19 protein-coding genes are annotated in these 20,597 nt (G+C 39.9%); 11 read left to right on the plus strand and 8 right to left on the minus strand.

Features of this window, described 5'->3' with window-relative positions; all coding sequences use genetic code 11:
* The first annotated feature begins 35 nt into the window (after positions 1–35).
* The 3 genes from hisC to FTU34_RS02475 all read left to right on the plus strand — a co-directional run bounded on the left by hisC (position 36) and on the right by FTU34_RS02475 (position 3,864).
* Positions 36–1,127: a histidinol-phosphate transaminase gene (gene hisC, locus FTU34_RS02465; RefSeq protein ID WP_078189092.1), complete on the plus strand. Its 1,092-nt coding sequence runs from the start codon at positions 36–38 to the stop codon at positions 1,125–1,127.
* Positions 1,128–1,130: 3 nt separating this feature from the next.
* Complete coding sequence (locus FTU34_RS02470) at positions 1,131–3,380, plus strand: bifunctional prephenate dehydrogenase/3-phosphoshikimate 1-carboxyvinyltransferase (protein WP_180034622.1); 2,250 nt, start codon at positions 1,131–1,133, stop codon at positions 3,378–3,380.
* Positions 3,381–3,492: 112 nt separating this feature from the next.
* Positions 3,493–3,864 carry a hypothetical protein gene (locus FTU34_RS02475; protein ID WP_078194409.1) on the plus strand — a complete coding sequence of 124 codons (372 nt, stop codon included), beginning with the start codon at positions 3,493–3,495 and terminating at the stop codon, positions 3,862–3,864.
* 84 nt (positions 3,865–3,948) lie between these two features.
* Here the strand turns inward: FTU34_RS02475 and FTU34_RS02480 are convergent, their stop codons facing one another.
* A complete protein-coding gene (locus FTU34_RS02480) occupies positions 3,949–4,473 on the minus strand; it encodes a hypothetical protein (RefSeq protein WP_180034623.1) in 525 nt (174 codons plus the stop codon).
* Positions 4,474–4,753: 280 nt separating this feature from the next.
* Positions 4,754–5,380, minus strand: coding sequence for an alpha/beta hydrolase (locus FTU34_RS02485; protein ID WP_078194407.1), 627 nt, complete (start codon positions 5,378–5,380; stop codon positions 4,754–4,756).
* Positions 5,381–5,505: 125 nt separating this feature from the next.
* Between FTU34_RS02485 and yaaA the strand changes: the two genes are divergently transcribed.
* The 4 genes from yaaA (at position 5,506) to FTU34_RS02505 (ending at position 10,067) form a co-directional block, all read left to right on the plus strand.
* Complete coding sequence (gene yaaA, locus FTU34_RS02490) at positions 5,506–6,288, plus strand: peroxide stress protein YaaA (RefSeq protein WP_180034624.1); 783 nt, start codon at positions 5,506–5,508, stop codon at positions 6,286–6,288.
* 957 nt (positions 6,289–7,245) lie between these two features.
* Positions 7,246–8,568 carry an NCS2 family permease gene (locus FTU34_RS02495; RefSeq protein ID WP_111885323.1) on the plus strand — a complete coding sequence of 441 codons (1,323 nt, stop codon included), beginning with the start codon at positions 7,246–7,248 and terminating at the stop codon, positions 8,566–8,568.
* Between the two features lie 66 nt (positions 8,569–8,634).
* A complete protein-coding gene (locus FTU34_RS02500; RefSeq protein ID WP_180034625.1) occupies positions 8,635–9,636 on the plus strand; it encodes an adenosine deaminase in 1,002 nt (333 codons plus the stop codon).
* Between the two features lie 56 nt (positions 9,637–9,692).
* Positions 9,693–10,067 carry a hypothetical protein gene (locus FTU34_RS02505; protein WP_111885321.1) on the plus strand — a complete coding sequence of 125 codons (375 nt, stop codon included), beginning with the start codon at positions 9,693–9,695 and terminating at the stop codon, positions 10,065–10,067.
* A gap of 52 nt (positions 10,068–10,119) precedes the next feature.
* Here the strand turns inward: FTU34_RS02505 and FTU34_RS02510 are convergent, their stop codons facing one another.
* On the minus strand, positions 10,120–10,677 hold the full coding sequence (locus FTU34_RS02510; protein ID WP_078189083.1) for a cytochrome b: 558 nt from the start codon (positions 10,675–10,677) through the stop codon (positions 10,120–10,122).
* Positions 10,678–10,889: 212 nt separating this feature from the next.
* Between FTU34_RS02510 and FTU34_RS02515 the strand changes: the two genes are divergently transcribed.
* Together FTU34_RS02515 and rnhB are read left to right on the plus strand one after the other, a co-directional pair.
* Positions 10,890–11,276, plus strand: coding sequence for a hypothetical protein (locus FTU34_RS02515; RefSeq protein WP_168379346.1), 387 nt, complete (start codon positions 10,890–10,892; stop codon positions 11,274–11,276).
* A 93-nt stretch (positions 11,277–11,369) separates the two neighbouring features.
* Positions 11,370–11,936, plus strand: coding sequence for a ribonuclease HII (rnhB, locus tag FTU34_RS02520; RefSeq protein ID WP_180034626.1), 567 nt, complete (start codon positions 11,370–11,372; stop codon positions 11,934–11,936).
* Positions 11,937–12,031: 95 nt separating this feature from the next.
* Here rnhB and csrA read toward each other — a convergent pair whose 3' ends face one another.
* The 3 genes from csrA to alaS all read right to left on the minus strand — a co-directional run bounded on the left by csrA (position 12,032) and on the right by alaS (position 16,855).
* Positions 12,032–12,286 carry a carbon storage regulator CsrA gene (gene csrA, locus FTU34_RS02525; protein WP_078189080.1) on the minus strand — a complete coding sequence of 85 codons (255 nt, stop codon included), beginning with the start codon at positions 12,284–12,286 and terminating at the stop codon, positions 12,032–12,034.
* Positions 12,287–12,534: 248 nt separating this feature from the next.
* Positions 12,535–13,815 carry an aspartate kinase gene (locus FTU34_RS02530; RefSeq protein ID WP_078194395.1) on the minus strand — a complete coding sequence of 427 codons (1,281 nt, stop codon included), beginning with the start codon at positions 13,813–13,815 and terminating at the stop codon, positions 12,535–12,537.
* A gap of 346 nt (positions 13,816–14,161) precedes the next feature.
* Positions 14,162–16,855 carry an alanine--tRNA ligase gene (gene alaS / locus FTU34_RS02535; RefSeq protein WP_180034627.1) on the minus strand — a complete coding sequence of 898 codons (2,694 nt, stop codon included), beginning with the start codon at positions 16,853–16,855 and terminating at the stop codon, positions 14,162–14,164.
* Positions 16,856–17,788: 933 nt separating this feature from the next.
* Between alaS and FTU34_RS02540 the strand changes: the two genes are divergently transcribed.
* On the plus strand, positions 17,789–18,817 hold the full coding sequence (locus FTU34_RS02540) for a type I glyceraldehyde-3-phosphate dehydrogenase (protein WP_180034628.1): 1,029 nt from the start codon (positions 17,789–17,791) through the stop codon (positions 18,815–18,817).
* Between the two features lie 199 nt (positions 18,818–19,016).
* Positions 19,017–19,319 (plus strand): hypothetical protein, encoded by a 303-nt coding sequence (locus FTU34_RS02545; RefSeq protein ID WP_078194432.1) that lies wholly within the window; start codon positions 19,017–19,019, stop codon positions 19,317–19,319.
* A gap of 163 nt (positions 19,320–19,482) precedes the next feature.
* On the opposite strand, the gene FTU34_RS02550 is transcribed toward FTU34_RS02545, so the two are convergent.
* Both FTU34_RS02550 and FTU34_RS02555 read right to left on the minus strand, forming a co-directional pair.
* Positions 19,483–19,782: an AzlD family protein gene (locus FTU34_RS02550; protein ID WP_180034629.1), complete on the minus strand. Its 300-nt coding sequence runs from the start codon at positions 19,780–19,782 to the stop codon at positions 19,483–19,485.
* Complete coding sequence (locus FTU34_RS02555; RefSeq protein WP_078194431.1) at positions 19,779–20,525, minus strand: AzlC family ABC transporter permease; 747 nt, start codon at positions 20,523–20,525, stop codon at positions 19,779–19,781. The genes FTU34_RS02550 and FTU34_RS02555 overlap by 4 nt, the downstream gene beginning before the upstream one ends.
* Between the last annotated feature and the right edge of the window lie 72 nt (positions 20,526–20,597).

A 20,597-nucleotide genomic window follows, 5' to 3' on the forward strand; every position in this document is an offset into this window, starting at 1 on the left:
TCACCTTCATCATTTGAAAAAACTGGAAGTGTAAAATGACGTTTGTCCCAGCCAATGAAGGCATTGCAAAGCTAAAGCCTTACCAACCAGGTAAACCAATTAGTGAACTTGAGCGTGAGTTGGGTATTACAGATATCGTAAAACTCGCATCAAATGAAAACCCATTGGGTTGTTCTGACAAAGTGAAAGAAGCGGTTGCTGCTGAACTTGCAGAAATTGGTCGATATCCGGATGGTGGCGGTTTTATTTTGAAAGACCAAGTTGAAAAACAATTTGGTATTGCACATGACCGTATTACGTTGGGTAATGGTTCAAACGATCTTCTAGAAATTTTTGCTCGTGCTTTTGTTTCAGAGCAAGACTCTGTGGTGTATAGCCAACACGCATTTGCTGTGTATGGTCTGGTGACACAAGCCATTAATGCTGAAGCGATTGAAGTGCCTGCAAAAGGTTTTTCACATGACCTAGATGCAATGGCTGCGGCAATTAAAGACAATACTAAATTGATTTTTATTGCGAACCCAAATAATCCAACAGGTACATGGTTTGAAGAAGCTGAATTTGAAGCGTTCATGCAAAAAGTACCTGCAAATGTGATCGTGGTTTTAGATGAAGCTTATGTGGAATATTTCCCAGAAAACTTCAACAGCTTGAAATTCTTAGATCAATACGCAAACTTAATCGTTAGCCGTACCATGTCTAAGTGCTATGGCCTGGCTGCGTTACGTGTTGGTTTTGCCTTGGCTTCAGTTGAAGTGACGGATTTCCTCAATCGTATTCGTCAACCATTCAACGTCAACCATTTAGCAATGGTTGCTGCAGTTGCTGCACTTAAAGATGAAGCGTTTATTGAAAAATCACGCGTAGTGAACAAAGCGGGTATGGCTCAACTTGAGTCAGGCTTTGATGCTTTAGGTTTAGCGTATGTGCCTTCACGTGCCAACTTCATTTTAGTAAATGTAAAAGCAGATCCTGCACAGACTTTCAATGCTTTATTAAAAGAAGGTGTGATTGTTCGTCCAGTTGGTATCCCCGAGCATTTACGTGTATCAATTGGGACTGAAGCTGAAAATGCTAAATTCTTAGCTGCATTGGCTAAAGTTTTGGGCTTAGAGGCTAAAGCTTAAGTCATGTCTGTGCCACTATTTGAAAAAGTTGCTTTTATTGGGCTTGGGCTGATTGGCTCAAGTCTAGCTCGCGTCATGATTGCTGAAGGTTTAGCTAAGGAAATTGTAGCGTCTACGCGTTCACAAAAAACTTTAGAAGATGCAAAAGCTTTAGGGCTTATTCAGCAGGGTTATAGCGATCCTGCTGAAGCGGTCAAAGGTGCAGATCTCGTTGTCTTGGCTTTGCCTGTACGTGCGACACAAAAAGTCCTTGAAGCGATCAAGCCTTATCTATCCGAACAGACGATTATTACCGATGTTGGGAGTACCAAAGGCAATGTCGTTGATGCAGCGAAAGCCGTCTATGGTGAGCAATTACCTGCTGGTTTTGTACCGGGGCATCCGATTGCTGGGGCTGAACTAACAGGTGTGCATGCAGGTAAGGTAGATTTATTTGCTAATCACAAAGTGATTTTGACACCTTTACCAAGCAGTGCAGATTGGGCTGTAGAGAAACTGATTCAATTGTGGCAAGCTGCCAAAGCGGAAGTAATTTGCATGGATGTGGAAAAACACGATGAAGTGTTGGCCCATACCAGTCATCTTCCGCATTTGATGGCATTTAACTTGGTTGAGCAACTTGCGAACCGAGAAGACAATTTAGATATTTTCCGTTATGCCGCTGGCGGTTTTCGTGATTTCTCACGCATTGCTGCAAGCGACCCACATATGTGGCATGACATCTTTTTTGCCAATAAAAAGGCAATTTTAAATGCGGTAGATGGCTTTGAAAAACAATTGGCTATTCTTCGCAAACTGATTGAAGATGAAAATTCACAAGCGTTGATGGGACTGTTGGGGCATGCACAAGCGGCACGTCAACATTTCAATCACATGCTCGCAAAGAAACCACTGATGGAGAAAAATAAAGTGACGACACAGCAATTCAAAATTTTACCGGGTCCAAAGCAATTCCAAGGTAAATTTACTGTGCCAGGTGATAAATCTGTGTCACATCGCTCTATCATGTTTGGTGCTATTGCAGAAGGCACAACGCATGTCACTGGTTTCCTTGAAGGTGAAGATGCCTTGGCAACCCTTCAAGCATTCCGCGATATGGGTGTAAGTATTGAAGGCCCTAAAAACGGCGAAGTCACTATTCATGGTGTAGGTATGCATGGTTTAAAAGCACCTGCAGGCGCTTTGTATATGGGCAATTCAGGTACTTCAATGCGTTTGCTTTCAGGCATGTTGTCGGCACAGAAGTTTGATTCAGTGATGACGGGTGATGCGTCATTATCAAAACGTCCAATGGAACGTATTGCCAAACCATTACGTGAAATGGGTGCGCAAATTCAAACTACAGGTGAGCGTGGTACGCCGCCCGTGTCTATTTCTGGAAGTCAAAACCTTAAAGGTATTCATTACGACTTACCAATGGCATCTGCACAAGTAAAATCTGGTATTTTGTTGGCAGGTCTTTGGGCGGAAGGTGAAACTGTTGTCACTGAGCCAGAACCGACACGTGACCATTCTGAACGTATGCTTCGTGCATTTGGTTATGACGTGAAAACAGAAGGAAACCGCATTTCACTTCTAGGTGGTGGCAAGTTAGTCGGTACGGATATCCAAGTACCCTCTGACATTTCATCTGCAGCATTTTTTATGGTGGGTGCAGCGATTACTGAAGGTTCAGATGTCACACTTGAAGCGGTCGGCATTAATCCAACACGTACAGGTGTGATCGAAATTTTAAAACAGATGGGTGCTGACCTGACTGTTGAAAATGAACGTATCGCTGGCGGTGAGCCGATTGCAGATATTCGTATTCGTGGTTCACGTACACTCAAAGGCATTCATATGCCAGAAGATCAAGTGCCATTGGCGATTGATGAATTCCCAGCGTTATTTATTGCTGCTGCATGTGCAGAGGGTCAAACCATTTTGACTGGTGCAGCTGAACTTCGAGTGAAAGAGTCGGATCGTATTCAAGTGATGGCAGATGGCCTAAAAATTATGGGTATCGATTGTACGCCAACCGAGGACGGTATCATCATTGAAGGTCAAGGCAAAGCGGGTGAGTGGGGTGCAATCTTCACAGGTGGTGAAATCGAATCACATCATGACCACCGTATTGCAATGAGCTTCTCAATGGCAGGTTTACGTACTTCGGGTGAAATAAATATCGTGGGTACAGAAACTGTTGCGACCAGCTTCCCGACATTTACAGAGCTAGCGACTCAAGCCGGTTTAACGATTGCGGTAAGTGAATAAATAATTCACTAAATTTGTATATTTATTCAACAACAGCCAAGCAAATGCTTGGCTGTTTGGTTTTAATTGCTTATGCTAAAACCATACAACAAGAATGTCTTTGGATAGATACATGAGAAAACTACAATTCACCGCCCATAGCGATTCAAATCGAGTTGAAAGCAGTGCTGATACGCAAACTCAGGTTGCTGAATTATTGGCAAATAAATTAGAGCGTTATGGCTTTCAAACGTTATCGCAAAGTGGTGATCAGATTGCAGTCAGTGTCGATCAACATGAATTGCCACTTTCAGTGACATGTCAGGGGCAGGATGAATCAGGTCGTCTAGTCTGTGAAATTACCTCTTATCCAGATGAAGACCAAGATTGGTTAGATCGTATTACTGAGCAAAGTTTATTGAATCAATTGGCTCAAGCGGTCGAAAACAGTTTAAAAGAAGAAGACTCGTATAGTGAGTTTCAATGGAAACAAATGACGAAATGAACTGAAAAATTGAATTAAAAATCATCTATAAAAAAGCAGCATAGTGCTGCTTTTTTATTTTTTAACGGAATGTATCGAACAACGTTATAGACATTCAATATTGATAGGATTAATAGTTCGATTGCTCTTTTTCACATAGTCACACATTTTTTCTGACTCTTGTTCATTGAGTCCCCAAAACACGATCACACCACGTTGATCAGTCAATTTGCTATCGCTTAAATAAATATAATGGGTGTCATGATAGTTTTTATCGAGCATATCTTTATATTTTTGATCGGTAAAAGATGAACAAGACGAAATTTCAGCTTCTTTACACACCGAGTCACGCGAACAGCGTTGCTTAAAGGTTGAGATCATATTCATGGTGTCAGTGCTGTTGAGTTGGGCTTCACACACTTGGCTATTGGGAAAGTCGTAGACCATTTTTAAGCTAAAATCACGACCATCGACATTCATCTTGTATGACGCAGTCAAATAGGCTTTGGGACTATGGTTCGCAGCAACCGTAGACGCTGGCAAATTTGTCGTTGTGGATGGGGTTGAATTAAAATAATAAACCAAAGCTGCAATGCTTAGACTTAAAATCACAGCAACAATAAATTTCATTTTTCCCTCTAAATTTTATCTTAATTTTTCTGGGTATTATTTCTGTAGTTGATTATTTAAACAAGTAAATAATTGGTTTTTAGATAAAAAATTGAGGCTTAATCAAAATTAAACGAGCATAGGCTTAAGTCATTACATGTTGAACGAATTGTGATCACTAATGCAAAAAAATGGATAACTTGACAAGCGAGTAGTTCAGTTTATCTGGAATATTGGGGGAATAGAGCGTTCGCTAGGCAAGAAAAATGAGCCAGTTAAGCTGACTCATTTTTGGTATTGTTTATACTAAAAAGCGTGAGATCGCGATACGAAGCTGTTTGAGATAACCTGTAAAGAAGTGGTTTGCACCTGGTAAAACCGTGATTAAATGGCGCTGTGGTTTGGCCCACTGAATCAAGTCAGATAACAGTGTGACATTATCTTCTTCACCATGAATAAATAAAATATCACCCTTAATATGCGGTGTCACATAGTGACGTACACCTGCAACTGTTGTGGTTGGTAAGCCGCATAAAATAGTCTGTACAGGCTGTAACTCCACTGGCAATAGGGCATAGCATTTAGTCATGACATTTGCACCAAAACTAAAACCGCCTGCATAAAATGGCAAGTTTGGGTGTTGGCTACGAGCAAATTCAATGACTTGCATGGTATCTTTGGTTTCACCATTGCCTTCGTCATGTATTCCTGCACTTTGGCCAGAGCCGCGGAAACTTGGGCGATAGACAACATAGCCACGTTCTAAGAACATTTGCGCTAAAAGCACAGGTACTTTGTGCTGTGGTGTGCCACCTTGCAATGGGTGAGGGTGTGTAACTACCGCGAATCCTTTCACTTCACCCTGTGGATAATCAACAAAAATTTCAAGCTGACCAACAGGCCCTTGAATGAACAGTTGTTCTGACATAATGACTAAAATGTGAAAGCGGGAGAGTCGCATAGTTTACAGATTATGTTTATCAAAAACACAGATTGGATTTGAAAATACTCTACTGTTATAGTTTGTTTAATTAAAAATTAATCAGGATGTTTATGCTCGCTTTAATTTCTCCAGCAAAAACTTTAGATTACGAAACCGCTTTACCGACTGAAAAATTCACTCAACCACGGCTATTAGATCATTCTGAGGAATTAATCTCAGTCGCACGTAAATTGTCGGTAAGTGAAATTTCAAGCTTGATGAGTGTCAGTGAGAAAATTGCGACTTTAAATGTTGAGCGCTTCCGAGATTGGCAGCCTGATTTTGATTTTGCCAATGCACGCCAAGCAATCTTTGCCTTTAAAGGTGATGTATATACCGGTTTAGATGCTTATAAACTTACAAACTCAGACCTTGAATATGCACAAACCCATTTGCGTATGCTCTCGGGTCTCTATGGTTTATTGCGTCCACTGGATTTAATGATGCCATATCGTTTAGAGATGGGGACCAAGCTGCAAAATCCACGTGGACATAACCTATACGAGTTTTGGGACAATACCATCACCAATCTCATCAATGACGATTTGGAAAAAGCGGGCTCTGAACTTTTGGTCAACATCGCTTCAGATGAATATTATAAGTCGGTCAAAGAATCAAAAATTAAAGCCGAAATCATCAAGCCAGTTTTTCTCGATCAAAAGAACGGCAAATATAAAGTCATCAGCTTCTATGCCAAAAAAGCACGTGGCCTAATGGCGCGATATTTGTTGGAAAATAAAATTGAACGTATTGAAGATATCAAGTCGTTTAATACCGATGGATATTATTTCGATGCCGACAGTAGCTTAAAGGGCGAATTGGTCTTTAAGCGAGATGAGCAACAAGCTGCTTAAGTTCAAGATTGAAAATTTTGAATCTGTAAAAAATATGAATAGCCGCTGTTTTTAAGTCAGCGGCTTTTTTATCTTCTTCACTCGGGATGTAACGGTGGGCCTGTGAAATTGATCGTGCTTTAAATTTCGTATATGAAATGATCTACAATTTGAGGCTTTTTGAGGAAAAGGATTTAAAAAAACATTCAGCGATTATCTTGTCTATCAGTCTAAAATATATTACAAAGTTAACATTGATCGAACAAATAGCTTATTAAATGACTTAATAAGATATAAAATTGTGAAATATGTAACTTTTTTGTTTAAGTTTTTTGTTATTATAGCCAAATATTTAAACATGAATAAAATTTTGTTATGAAAAAAATACTGATACCAATTTTTATATTCAGCATTGTGTTCTTAGGGTTTAGTGTTTATAAAAATGCAGAGTTAAAGCGACAGCAAGAAATTAATCAGGTGTTCAATGATGATTTGAACGCATCACCTTATATGCGCTAAAAAAAATCAATCTTGCTGCTTTTGAATTGAGCTCAAGCATGATCTTGAAGAGTTCGTCTAAATATTGATATTTTATTTTTACATATAATAATTTGAAACTTTATAAATAAAACAATGTCTTAAATTTACTAAATTGAAAAGCGATGAAAATGTGGAAACATTAAAAAATCAATGTGTTATAATTTGCCGAAATTAATTTGATCAGTATTTATTGATATTAAATACGAATTAAATGACATAAATAGAGGAGCTGCATAGGTTTATGCAGCTTTTTTGTTTGCAAATTTCAACATTTGTACTGTGTTGTATGCTGTTGAAAATAGGATTTTTTAAAGCCTACAATCTGCCGAATTGGCATATTCGTTGCTTAGGCATACACAAAATTAATGATGAATACATCACATGATTAATTTTGTGGAATGCTTATATGCATAAAGTTTACTTCATAGGGGCTAGGTCATGACGACTCCTAATCCATCTTCCGAGAACATGCTTGAACGTCTGTTTAAACTGAGCGAAAACAAAACCAGTTTCAAAACAGAAGTCATTGCAGGTGTAACTACTTTTTTGACAATGTGTTACATCATTATTGTCAATCCAATGATTTTGTCCGAAACGGGTATGGATCATGGTGCTGTTTTTGTCGCAACCTGTTTAGCAGCAGCCATTGGCTGTTTGGTGATGGGTCTTGTTGCTAACTATCCAATTGCCTTAGCACCCGGTATGGGCTTAAACGCTTACTTTACCTATTCTGTATGTTTGGGTATGGGCGTGGAATGGCAAACTGCTTTAGCAGCTGTTTTTGTCTCTGGCCTTGTTTTTATCGCTATCAGCATGTTCAAAATTCGTGAAGCGATTGTCAATGCGATTCCAATGTCGCTTAAACTGGCGATCGGTGGCGGTATTGGTTTATTCCTTGCGCTGGTTTCTTTGAAAAATGCCGGCATTATTGTTGATAACCCTGCAACATTGGTTAGTCTGGGTGATTTAAAACAGCCGTCTGTCTTGTTAGCTTTACTTGGCTTCTTGATGGTTGTGGTTATGCATCACTTTAAAGTACGTGGTGCAATCATCATCAGTATTTTGGTGATTACTGCAATTTCAACCCTGCTGGGCTTCAACGAATTTAAAGGTGTTGTAGGTGCTATTCCTTCAATCGCTCCAACATTCATGCAAATGAACTTCGAAGGTCTATTCACCGCAAGTTTGATTGGCGTGATCTTTGTATTCTTCTTGGTCGATTTATTTGATTCTACAGGTACATTGGTCGGTGTATCACACCGTGCAGGTTTATTAAAAGACGGTAAATTACCACGTTTGAAGAAAGCATTATTTGCTGACTCATCTGCAATTGTTGCGGGTGCGGCATTGGGTACGTCATCAACTACGCCTTATATTGAATCATCAGCAGGTGTTGCTGCCGGTGGTCGTACAGGTTTAACTGCAGTTGTAGTTGCTGTATTGTTTATTTTGGCATTGTTCTTAGCACCACTTGCTCAGTCTGTACCAGGTTTTGCAACTGCGCCAGCATTATTGTTTGTTGGTGTGTTGATGATTCAAGGTATCGTTCATATTGAGTGGGATGATATTACTGAAGCAGTCCCAGCATTTTTAACAATTGTATTTATGCCGTTTACGTATTCAATTGCAGACGGTATTGCAATGGGCTTCATTAGCTATGCATTGGTTAAATTGCTTACAGGTAAAGCGAAAACTGTACCGTATATGGTCTGGATTATTGCTGCACTTTGGGCATTAAAATTTGCTGCATTTGGCGGTTAATACTGTCAAATAGCGAAAGGGTGTAAACTCAGTTTGCACCCTTTTTTATTTTTATGAGGATAAAAGATGGATCAACTTGAGCTGATTCGCGCTTTGCCAAAAGCAGAGTTACATGTGCATATTGAAGGGACATTTGAGCCTGAACTCATGTTTGCAATTGCCCAACGCAACAATATTGCAATCCCTTATCAATCAGTCGAAGAATTAAAAGAAGCGTATAATTTTCATAATTTACAGTCTTTTTTAGATATTTATTATGCAGGTGCAAATGTACTGATTCATGAGCAAGATTTTTATGATTTAGCATGGGCATATTTAGAAAAATGTGCAGAAGATCATGTGGTTCATACTGAAATGTTCTTCGACCCACAAACTCATACAGATCGTGGCGTTGCTTTTGAAACGGTTTTGAATGGCTTACAACGCGCTTGTGATAATGCCAAAGTAAAACTGGGCATTAGCTCACATCTGATTATGTGTTTCTTACGTCATTTATCTGAAGACGCAGCATTTGCAACATTAGAACAAGCTTTACCATATAAAAATCAAATTATTGGTGTTGGTTTAGATTCGAGTGAAGTGGGTCATCCACCATCAAAATTCGAACGTGTTTTTGCCAAAGCACGTGAAGCAGGTTTTCTTATCGTTGCGCATGCAGGGGAAGAAGGTCCAGCAGAATACGTATGGGAAGCCTTGGATCTACTGAAAGTAAATCGTGTTGACCATGGTGTACGTTCAGAAGAAGATCCAGCCTTAATGCAGCGTTTAATTGCAGAGAAAATGCCATTAACCGTTTGCCCGCTGAGTAATTTAAAACTTTGTGTTGTGAATGATATGGCTGATCATAATATTCGCCGTCTATTGCAACAAGGTGTGCATGTGACCGTCAATTCAGATGATCCATCGTACTTTGGTGGTTATATGAATGATAACTTTGTTGCGATCACCAAAGCGCTTGATTTAAGCAATGTAGAGTTAAAGCAACTGGCAATCAACTCTTTTGAAGCATCATTTATTTCAGATGCTGAAAAACAAGCTTGGATTAAAAAGATTGAAGCGTTGAATTAATAATCAGCGTATAATCTCAGGCAGTGAATATTCACTGCCTTTTTTATGTCTAAATCATGCTTTTCTCTCATTCAAATCGCTCTATATTTGCCTCATCGATTACATTTTTAGCCGCAGTATTGATTTCATCCGCTGCTAGTGCAGATAAATCAAGTTTAAGTCAGCGTATGCTAAAGCCTGTGATTGAATATCAATGCTCGCAAGAGTTAAATAGTTCTAAAATTTGGAAAGGTGCTGCGTTGTTTATGAGTGCTCAACAGAAAAAAGACAATCAAGCTGCGATTTGTCAGTGCGTGAGTGAGCATGCTATGGATGATATCGGTGCGAAAGATCTGATGACTGCTGCAGTGAATGAAACTGAAAAGAATAAACTGATTTCTAAAGCGGTTTTGAATAGTATGCGTGGCTGTGCTCAGCAAGTGCTGAATTAAAAGATGATGCTCACAATAAAAGCCACATAATGTGGCTTTTATTTTGTCTTTATTAAGGTTTTGGTTGTCGTGTCATGCTTTTGAGCACATGGTCTTTATCAATAAAATGATGTTTCAGTGCTGCCAAAATATGACCGACTAAGAGCAAGCCTGCTGCCCAAGAAATCCAAATATGTAGCGGTTTCACGATGGCTAATAATTCAGGATTATCTTGGACCAAGCGTGGTATTTCAAACAAATACAGGACAGGGGCCGGGTGACCTGCGCTCCAACTAAATAAGCAACCTGTAATAGGTAAAGCCAGTAGTACAAAATACAGTGCTAAATGACCCAAATGTGCCAAGGTTTTCATGCCGGAGGACATGTTGTCAGGTAAATCTGGAGCGGGGTGGGTATAGCGCCAAAAGATTCGTATCACCACCAGAAAAATAATCGTAGTCGCAATATTTTTATGGAGGGTAATGACTTGCCCTTTAAAGCTGCCATCGACGTCATAACTCAGAAAATTACCACTATAAAAGCCAATTAACCATGCCACGATGAATATGATCGCCATCAGCCAATGTAAGACCTGAGCTGTTCGAGTGTAGTATTGTGTGTTATTGCTCATGTTGATTATTTAAGCGTCCAATCTTATGCAGATTCTAATACAGACCACAAAAATATGCGTCGTTTAAAATCGGGACACTGTGTTGTGAATATGCAACACAGGCTTTGATGATTAACTACACAATTACCGAATTTATTTTAAATAGTCATATCGGATGGTGTGTGATTTGGGGCACAATATGCGCGTTAATTAACAGAACAAAGGAAATATTCGTGAAAAAATTAGTTGCTGTTCTAGCGCCATTAGCGCTTGTACTTTCTGCATGTGCTGCGACTGGTACAACAGGTACAAGTTCTACAGGTACAACTTCAGCAAACAGCTTGGCAATGATGGCTGTTAAAGTGGGTGTTCAAGCGAAATGCGTGACTGAGCTAAATAACAACAGCTACTGGAAAACAGGTTCAAAATTATTAACAGAAACTCAAAAATCTGAACTACAAACTGAAGTGTGTTCATGTGTAGGCGAGAAAGCGACAACTAGCGTGACTGCAACGGATTTGGTTGTAGCAGCAATGGATAAAACTTCACAAGCTAATCTTGCGGCTAAAATCGTGACAAATACTTTAAATGCTTGCGTGATCGAAACATTTAAAAACTAAGATTTAGAACAATTTATACGATCCAAACAGTGGTTTTGTTGTGTATCAGCAAATCCAAATTAAGGGTCGTATTTTATTTTGAGTGAGAGATATATGAAAATTGCTGGTGCAGATGAAGCGGGTCGCGGTCCATTGGTGGGTTCGGTTGTTGCGGCAGCTGTCATTTTAGATCCAAATAACCCGATTGAAGGTTTAAACGATTCTAAAAAGCTCACTGAAAAAAAACGTGAAAAGTTATTTATTGAGATTCAAGAAAAAGCCTTGGCTTGGGCGATTGCTGAAAGTTCCGCACAAGAAATTGATGAGATCAATATTTTGCAAGCATCATTACTTGCAATGCGTCGTGCAGTGGAAAAACTCAGTGTGCAGCCAGAACACGTGTTGGTAGATGGTAATAAAGTCCCAGCTGGTTTAGCGATGAGCTGTGATGCTGTGGTAGGCGGAGATGCGATTCATCCAGAGATTTCGGCTGCGAGTATTTTGGCAAAAGTGACTCGAGACCACGAAATGGTTGAGCTAGATGCAAAATATCCACAGTATGGTTTTGCGAAACACAAGGGCTATCCAACCAAAGCGCACTTCGAAGCGATTGCGCAGTATGGGGTGATTGATGAACATCGCCGCAGTTTTGGCCCCGTACGTAAAGTTCTAGAAGGGTAGTAATAAAGCTTAGTTGAACGTCTATAGTAAAAGCATGTTCTAGATAAATTTAAAGCGGCCTAATGAGCCGCTTTATGATTTAAACAACTTAAATCTTAGCGATTATAGTTATTTTGGGAATAATCAGTTTCTTCAAAAGATGGCTGATATTCTTGATCAATGTTTTGGAGATGTTCGTGCATTGCGCGTTCATGTTGAATTCGTTGGTAAATTTCTTCACGATGAACAGATACTTCTTTTGGAGCATTCACGCCAATACGAACCTGATTACCTTTAACACCAAGTACAGTCACGCTAACTTGGTCTCCAATCATTAATGTTTCTCCGACACGACGAGTCAGAATCAGCATGTTTCTCTCCTTGCAAAATGCAAAACCTGCAAATGATCTGTTATGTAAAATTCATAACTTGTAAAAGCAAAAAATTTAGCAGTGCATCTGAAACAATCATTGTGACAGTCGCAAACTGAGTAAATTTTAAAATCCTCAGGTTTAATATAACAGAGCCACTATAAAAAAAACTATAGTGGCTCTGAATTTTTACGATGTTTTTCAAAATCTGTCTAACAATGACAAATTTTGACACACAGCAAGGTTAATTAAGCACGTGCGCTTGATTCACCTGTTTCACGGTCTAGACCGAATGCAGTGTGTAGAGCACGTACAGCAAGCTCTAAGTATTTCTCATCAATAATCACTGAAATTTTGATTTCAGAAGTCGAAATCATCAAAATATTAATACCTTCTTTTGCAAGAGCAGTAAACATTTTGCTTGCAACACCTGCGTGTGAGCGCATACCAACACCTACAATCGATACTTTTACGATGTCTGCGCGAGTTGCAACTTCACGTGCACCAATTTCTTGTGCAGTCGCTTCAAGAATGGCTTTCGCTTTTGATAATTCACTACGGTTAACTGTAAATGTGAAATCAGTTGTGCCGTCTTCTTCAACGTTTTGGATAATCATATCCACTTCAACATTGGCATCACCAATTGGTGAAAGGATGTTTGAAGCGATACCTGGTTTATCCGGTACACCAAGAATAGTTAATTTAGCTTCATCACGGTTGAACGCGATACCTGAGATGATTGGTTGTTCCATGTTGTCTTCCGCTTCAGTGGTGATTAGTGTCCCGACGTTTTGTTTAAAGTTTTCGTCGAATGCGCCATCATCGTCATTATCAAAACTTGATAATACGCGTAAAGGCACTTGGTATTTACCGGCAAATTCTACAGAACGAATTTGAAGGACTTTAGAACCAAGTGATGCCATTTCAAGCATTTCTTCAAAAGAAATACGATCAACTTTTTTCGCTTTTGGAGCGACACGAGGGTCAGTGGTGTAAACACCATCAACGTCTGTGTAAATCTGACATTCATCAGCTTTAAGTGCGGCGGCCAATGCAACACCCGAAGTGTCAGAACCACCACGACCTAGAGTCGTAGTGTTACCTTCGGCATCAAAGCCTTGGAAACCTGCCACTACAATGACACGTCCAGCGTCAAGGTTTGAAGTCAATACATCCGTATCAATCGCTTCAATACGCGCCTTGGTAAATGCGCTGTCGGTTTTAATACCGACTTGACGGCCTGTAAGTGATTTAGCTTCAACACCAATAGAGTTAAGTGCCATTGCTAACATAGAAATCGTTACCTGTTCACCCGTAGACACCATTTGGTCTAATTCGCGTGGATCAGGGGTTTCGGTAATGGCTTTCGCTAAAGCAAGTAGACGATTGGTTTCGCCACTCATTGCAGATACAACAACCACAACTTTGTGACCGTGATCATGCCAACGCTTTACACGACGAGCAACATTTAAAATGCGCTCTGGAGTACCCATTGAGGTACCGCCATATTTTTGAACGATTAATGCCATAACTATCCTTACCAAGTAAATAAGTCTAAAGACTTAAAGCACTTACACATATTTTAAGACCGCACTTCGGCGCGATTTTAATATACCACGTAGCTTATGAACTCCAAGGTAGGAGGAGTTCAAATAGATACTTTGTGTCTGCAGGGGATTCACATGAACCCAGCCTTTTAGACTCCATTTTCATCATTTAGCCAGAGGTTGAATATTGGTTTCAACATGATGATTGAGTTTGCGCTTTCACGCATCAACAGTGTTTAAGCAGGATCCAGCATTAAAAAACACACTGCTTAAACCTGTTGATTTGCTCAAAGGAGGTGAGTCACTTTGAGCTATAGGACTTTTGGTCTTATTTTGCAGCTAACCATGCAACGAGGTCAGTCATTACCGCTTCAAGTTTGTCGCTATAAGGCGCACCACCTTGAGCCATATCAGGTTTACCACCACCTTTACCGCCAAGTTCTTGACCAAGGTGTTTGATGATGTCACCTGCTTTTACAGCAGCAGTGTATTCTTTAGCAACCGAAGCAATGAGGCTCACTTTGTCGGCATCAACCGCTGCGATCACGATCACAGCATTGTCTAACTTAGATTTCACACCGTCGTGCAAGTTGCGAAGTGATTTCGCATCTACACCTTGAACCGTGGTGATTAATGTTTTACGGCCACCAATCTCTTGAACTTGACTCAATAACTCAGCGGCTTGGAAGCTTGCCAATTTTTGGTTCAATTGTTCAATTTGTTTTTGCAAGCTAGATGCTGTGTGAGACAAAGCTTCAACTTTTTCTAAAGTTTGATCTTTTTGCGCTTTCAGCAAATCGTTGATTGCATGAATGTCACGATCTGCTTTTTGCGCAGCTTCAACAGCTTTAGTACCCGTAACGGCTTCAATACGACGTACGCCTGCAGCAACACCGCCTTCAGAAGTGATTTTGAATAGACCAATATCACCGGTGCGTTTTACATGAATACCGCCACAAAGTTCGATAGAGAAGTTTTTCTCATCTTTGGTTGTACCCATTGAAAGTACACGTACTTCGTCACCGTATTTCTCACCGAACAACATCATTGCGCCTTTTTCTTTGGCCGCCTCGATGTCTAAAAGTTCAGTTGAAACAGCAGTATTGGCAATCACTTCGGCATTGACAATGCGTTCAATTTCTTGAAGCTGTTCAAATGAAACAGGTTGGTCATTAGCAAAGTCAAAACGTAAAAGTTCGCTTGCAACCAATGAACCTTTTTGCTGTACGTGCGTACCTAAAACTTGGCGAAGTGCTGCATGTAATAGGTGAGTTGCAGAGTGGTTGCGTGAAGTTGCTTCACGGATATCCGCTTTAACAATCGCCTCAACTGCTTGAGCTGCTTTTAAGTTACCCATGGTCACGATGCCTTGGTGTACAAAAGCGCCGCCTGATTTTTTGGTGTCTTGAACTTCAAAAATACCAGTTTCGTTTTTGAAGATACCTGTATCGCCAACTTGACCGCCACTTTCTGCATAGAAAGGAGTTTGGTTTAGAACGATTAGTGCTTCGTCACCTTCAAAAACTTCATCAACTTGTTCGCCGTCTTTGTAGATTGCAACAATTTGACCTTGGCCTTGAGTTGCGTCATAGCCGTCAAATTGAGTCTCGCCTTCAACTTTCACAATTGAGTTGTAGTCGACAGCAAATTTACCAGCATCACGCGCACGTTGACGTTGAGCCGCCATTTCGACTTCGAAACCAGCTTCGTCAATGGTTAAATCACGTTCACGTGCAATGTCTGCTGTAAGGTCAGTTGGGAAGCCGTAAGTATCGTAAAGTTTAAATACAGTTTCACCCGGAATTACAGAACCTTTAAGTTGAGCCAATTCACCTTCAAGCAATTTCAAACCTTGCTCTAAAGTTTTTGCAAATTGTTCTTCTTCTTTTAAAAGCTGAGCTTCGATACGTGCTTGCTGTGCAGCAAGTTCAGGATAAGCAGCACCCATCACGTCGATCAGCGGCTGCAACATTTTGTAGAAGAATGAACCTGTTGCACCCAATTTGTTACCATGACGTACGGCACGACGGATAATACGGCGCAGTACATAACCACGGCCTTCATTAGAAGGGTTTACACCATCTGCAATCAGGAAGCAGCATGAGCGTGCATGGTCAGCAACCACTTTAAGAGAAGCAGGGTATTCAACTGGCTTGTTTGCAGCTTTTGCAGCAGCTTCAATTTCAGTGGTATCCAGGCCAATGATTTCAGCAGCAGCTTTTAATAAGTGTTGGAATAGGTCGATTTCGTAGTTCGAGTTTACATGCTGTAAAACTGCAGAAATACGTTCCAAGCCCATACCAGTATCTACAGAAGGTGCTGGAAGAGGGTGTAGTACGCCATCAGCAGTACGGTTAAACTGCATGAATACGTTGTTCCAGATTTCGATGAAACGGTCGCCATCTTCTTCAGGAGTACCTGGTAGGCCACCCCAAATGTGGTCACCATGGTCAAAGAAGATTTCAGAACATGGACCGCAAGGACCTGTATCGCCCATTGCCCAGAAGTTATCTGAAGCGTATTTTTCGCCTTTGTTGTCACCTATACGGATAATTCGTGAAGCGTCTAGACCAATTTCTTTGTTCCAGATATCAAATGCTTCGTCATCTGTATGGTAAACAGTGGCATAAAGTTTATCTTTTGGCAGACCTAACCATTTTTCGTTGGTTAAGAAATCCCAAGCAAATGTGATGGCATCACGTTTGAAGTAGTCACCAAATGAGAAGTTACCCAACATTTCAAAGAACGTGTGGTGACGTGCTGTATAACCAACGTTGTCTAAGTCGTTGTGTTTACCGCCGGCACGGACACATTTTTGTGAAGAAGTTGCACGAACGTAGTCACGTTTTTCAAGACCGAGGAAGCAGTCTTTGAACTGGTTCATACCAGCATTTGTGAACAATAGTGTTGGGTCGTTGGCAGGTACCAGAGAACTCGACGCGACACGTGTATGCCCTTGCGATTCAAAGTAGCTTAAAAAAGCTTCGCGAATTTCAGCTGATGTCATAAAACGAGTACTCACAACCAAGTCTCTCCTAATTTCGATTTGGTAATAGCATATCAAGCAAGTCTTACAAAATTTTAAAGCTGGCTTGAGATGCTGACATAAAATTTAAAAACGCTAAATTATAACGGAAAAAGGTGTAGTGACCAATGATTTTCGGCTATCTCTATGACTTTTTATATGTTTTAAATTTAGCACCTATATTTTTAGATTTTTAAACCTTTGGAACGCTGAAAGTATTTATTGATTAATCTTGTGAGCGCACTGTTGCTGCGTTTTATTTACTGATGTTGCGCAGTAACATCAGAAGCGCAATTTGATTCAAATAAAAGAACGATACGCGGTAACGTCATGCGCAAGTGTTTGAGATAGTGCTACTTTTAATCAAAAATGTTTTTGCGATATTTTTAATAATTTGACGCTAGTGAAAGAGTTTTGTCGGTGAGGTGCATTGCACGGCAAGTTGGTTTCCTTGCGAAGCACGCTTCTCATCTTGCCGAATGAGAAACAATGTTTCGTAAGAGTACCTCCAGCCGAAGGCTAATCCCTTTATCAATTCAAAAATGTAAGACTCCGTCGAATAAAGTTAAAAAGTATTTTAAAAATACTTAATTACTTTTTCGTGCATAACATCAGTTATTTATATGTCTTGAAAAGCTTTGAAATTTCAAATTCAACATGTTAATGAATGCTCTACATGAAGGTGGGTTGCTTTTATATTTTTCAGTTCATTTGGATAATTGCATGTTTATACCCAATTTAATCATAGTGTTTGGACTTGATCTTAGTGCTGTACATGTTTAGTAAAGCTAATATTTGGATCTATACAGGTGCTAAAGTTTTATAAAAATAAAGCCCAATAAGCATTAAACGAATAAATGATAACGTTTTCATGTTGAAATCCATTAACATATAGATGCTTTATTTTTGTTTCAAAACGAAGGATTGGTCATGCAGCGAGTGGCAATTAATGGATTTGGTCGAATCGGACGCAATGTATTACGCGCTTGGTTTGAAAATCCAAAAGAATTTCATTATGAAATTGTTGCCATAAATGATGTCGCTGATGTGGAAACCATGGTGCATTTGTTTAAATATGACACCACGCATGGTCGTTTTGCAGGCCAAGTCGAAATTCTTGAACAAGATAACGCTATTTTTCTAGATATCTCTTGTGCTCAAGCGCATCTCAAAGTGCAAGTTTTAAATGAAGCACAGCCGAGTCTTTTGCCTTGGCAGCAACTGAATGTCGATGTGGTACTTGAATGCACAGGTTTATTTAGATCGCGAGAGGCAGCCACACAACATATTGGTGCAGGTGCCAAACGTGTGATTATTGGTGCGGCGCCGTTTGACAGTGTTGATGCTGCGATTGTGTATGGTGTTAATCATCATGAAGTCAAAGCGACGGATCAAATTATTTCGAGTGTGTCGTGTACCACGCAGGCTTTGGTGCCTTTAGTCAAAATTATTGATGATGCCTTTGGTATAGACACAGCACTCATGACAGAAATTCATGCTGTGACTGCGGATCAGTCTGTATTGGATCATGCACATCGTGACTTACGTCGTGCGCGAGCTTCGGGTCAAAATATTATTCCAACGACGTCTTCAGCTCTAGGGGCATTGAAACGGGTCATGCCGAAAATGGAAGATCGAATCGATGGCTATTCGATTCGTGTACCGACTATCAATGTTGCTGCAATCGATTTAAGTTTTGTGTCCCAATCGCTTATCACCAAGCATGAGTTAAATGCAGTGTTAAGCAAAGCTGCACGTTTTGATTATCATGAAATTATGTCAGTAACCGATGAACCTTTGGTATCAAGTGATTTTAATCATTCACCTTATTCATTGATTGTCGATTTGAATCAAACCATGGTGGTAGGAAAACAAGCAAAAGTTTTCGCATGGTATGACAATGAATGGGGTTATGCGAACCGCTTGCTCGATTTATGTGAAAGTTTTCATTCTCTATAAAAATTCAAACTTATCCAATATAGAAAACATCTACTAGCTTGTAGGTGTTTTTTATTTTCTAAAATTAGATGAAAAATCATGCTTAATGACCTACATATGGCTTGAAAATATTGAAAAACTTTAAAAAATATTCAAGCACAGCCGATTTATTGTTTAAGATGAAAGTCAAAGAAATATATAAAGAGTATTGAGCATGATGTTGATGTTACTTTGGGGATTTATTTTATTATTGGCGCTGGCGGTTATATTTTTAATTTGGCTACAGTTTAATCGTGACGTATCGCAATCTACCGCGCATGAAACCTTGCCACTTGAAGAAAAAGTGGTGCATTTAGAAGCCAATCTGAAAAAGACCTTGGAAATTATGCAAGATCTTGCAAAGAAAATGCATATCCAGCAAGAAGTATTAGATCAAACCACTCACAAATTACAGCAAGTTGAATTGCAAAATGCAGAGTTGGTGAACCTTTTGGCAAAAGTGATCAAGACAGACCAAAGCTAATCAAAAAAATACAAAAGACTGCCCACACCTCGATATCTGCATGAAGCATGTGATCTCAAAGTATGGGTGTTTTTTATCCAATAAGATGATTCCTAATATTCATCATCATTGGGTTTAAATCGTAGTTCTTTCGTTATTCAAAACATGATCGCGTATTACTTAGTTAAATCAAAATTTGTCTTAATACTGCTGCTGAAAGCATGCTAATCACAACGGTAGGCAATAACGAAAAACGTGATGCTGCAAATAGGGTAATGGCTATCGCAATCAGATCGGCAGGATTATCTTTGACAAAATAGGGCGCAATCACTGATATCAACACACAGCCGGGGACAACTTCCATAATTTGACGTTGTTTGTTGGTGAGGCTACGGTTTTTCAGTAACACATAACCCAAGATGCGGGTCAGGTAAGTGGTTAAGGCTATAAATAGAATCGCGATCACGGTGCTAGTGTGGATCATGCATCATCTCCAATTAGGAAAAATGCAGAAGCAATGCCAGTAACTGCGCCAATCGGAACATACCAGCCCGCAGGGAGATATAAGTAAGCCAAAGATGCGGCAATCAAACTGACCAGCCATGGACGCGCCGCTTTAAAGCCTTTCCACATGCCACGCAGTAAAACAAGAAATACAGCAGGGAAAGCCATATCAAAACCAAGTCGACTAATATCGCCAAGTATCGGCCCAATCATTGCCCCAAGCGTGGTAAAGCCAACCCACATCAAATATAGAGCACAGCATAAGCCTGCATAGAACATCAAACTAAAGGCGCGCTGAATTCCCAAAACATTAGATTTTTTTTGCGCATCAGCCAAACCCACAGCCCAACTTTCATCGCACATAAAAAATAAAGCGGTATAAACCGTACGATTTGGTAAATGTCGTAAATACGGGACAAGGCTCGCCCCCATTAATAGGTGCCGACTATTCACTAAAAACGTAATAAACATCAGCATGAGAATATTTGGGGGATTGGTCCAAACTTCCAAAATGGCAAATTCAGAACCACCGGCAAAGTTAAGGCCAGTCAAAAGCGGAACTTCTAAACTGGAAAATCCTTTATGTGTTGCCTGAGCACCCAAAACTAATGCAAAAGGAATAATGCCCAGCAGCATTGGAATAGATGTTTTTAGACCTCGTTTAAACTCAATAGAATGCTGTGAATGGGTGTGATTGAGTGTACTTTGTCTAAACATCAACATGACGTTTTCCATGAAGCGAGATCAAAAGCAATATTTTATGAATATCTGAGCAGCATTTGGCAGCTATTTTAT

The sequence above is a fragment of the Acinetobacter sp. YH12094 genome, assembly GCF_013419295.1.
GTDB lineage: Bacteria > Pseudomonadota > Gammaproteobacteria > Pseudomonadales > Moraxellaceae > Acinetobacter > Acinetobacter amyesii.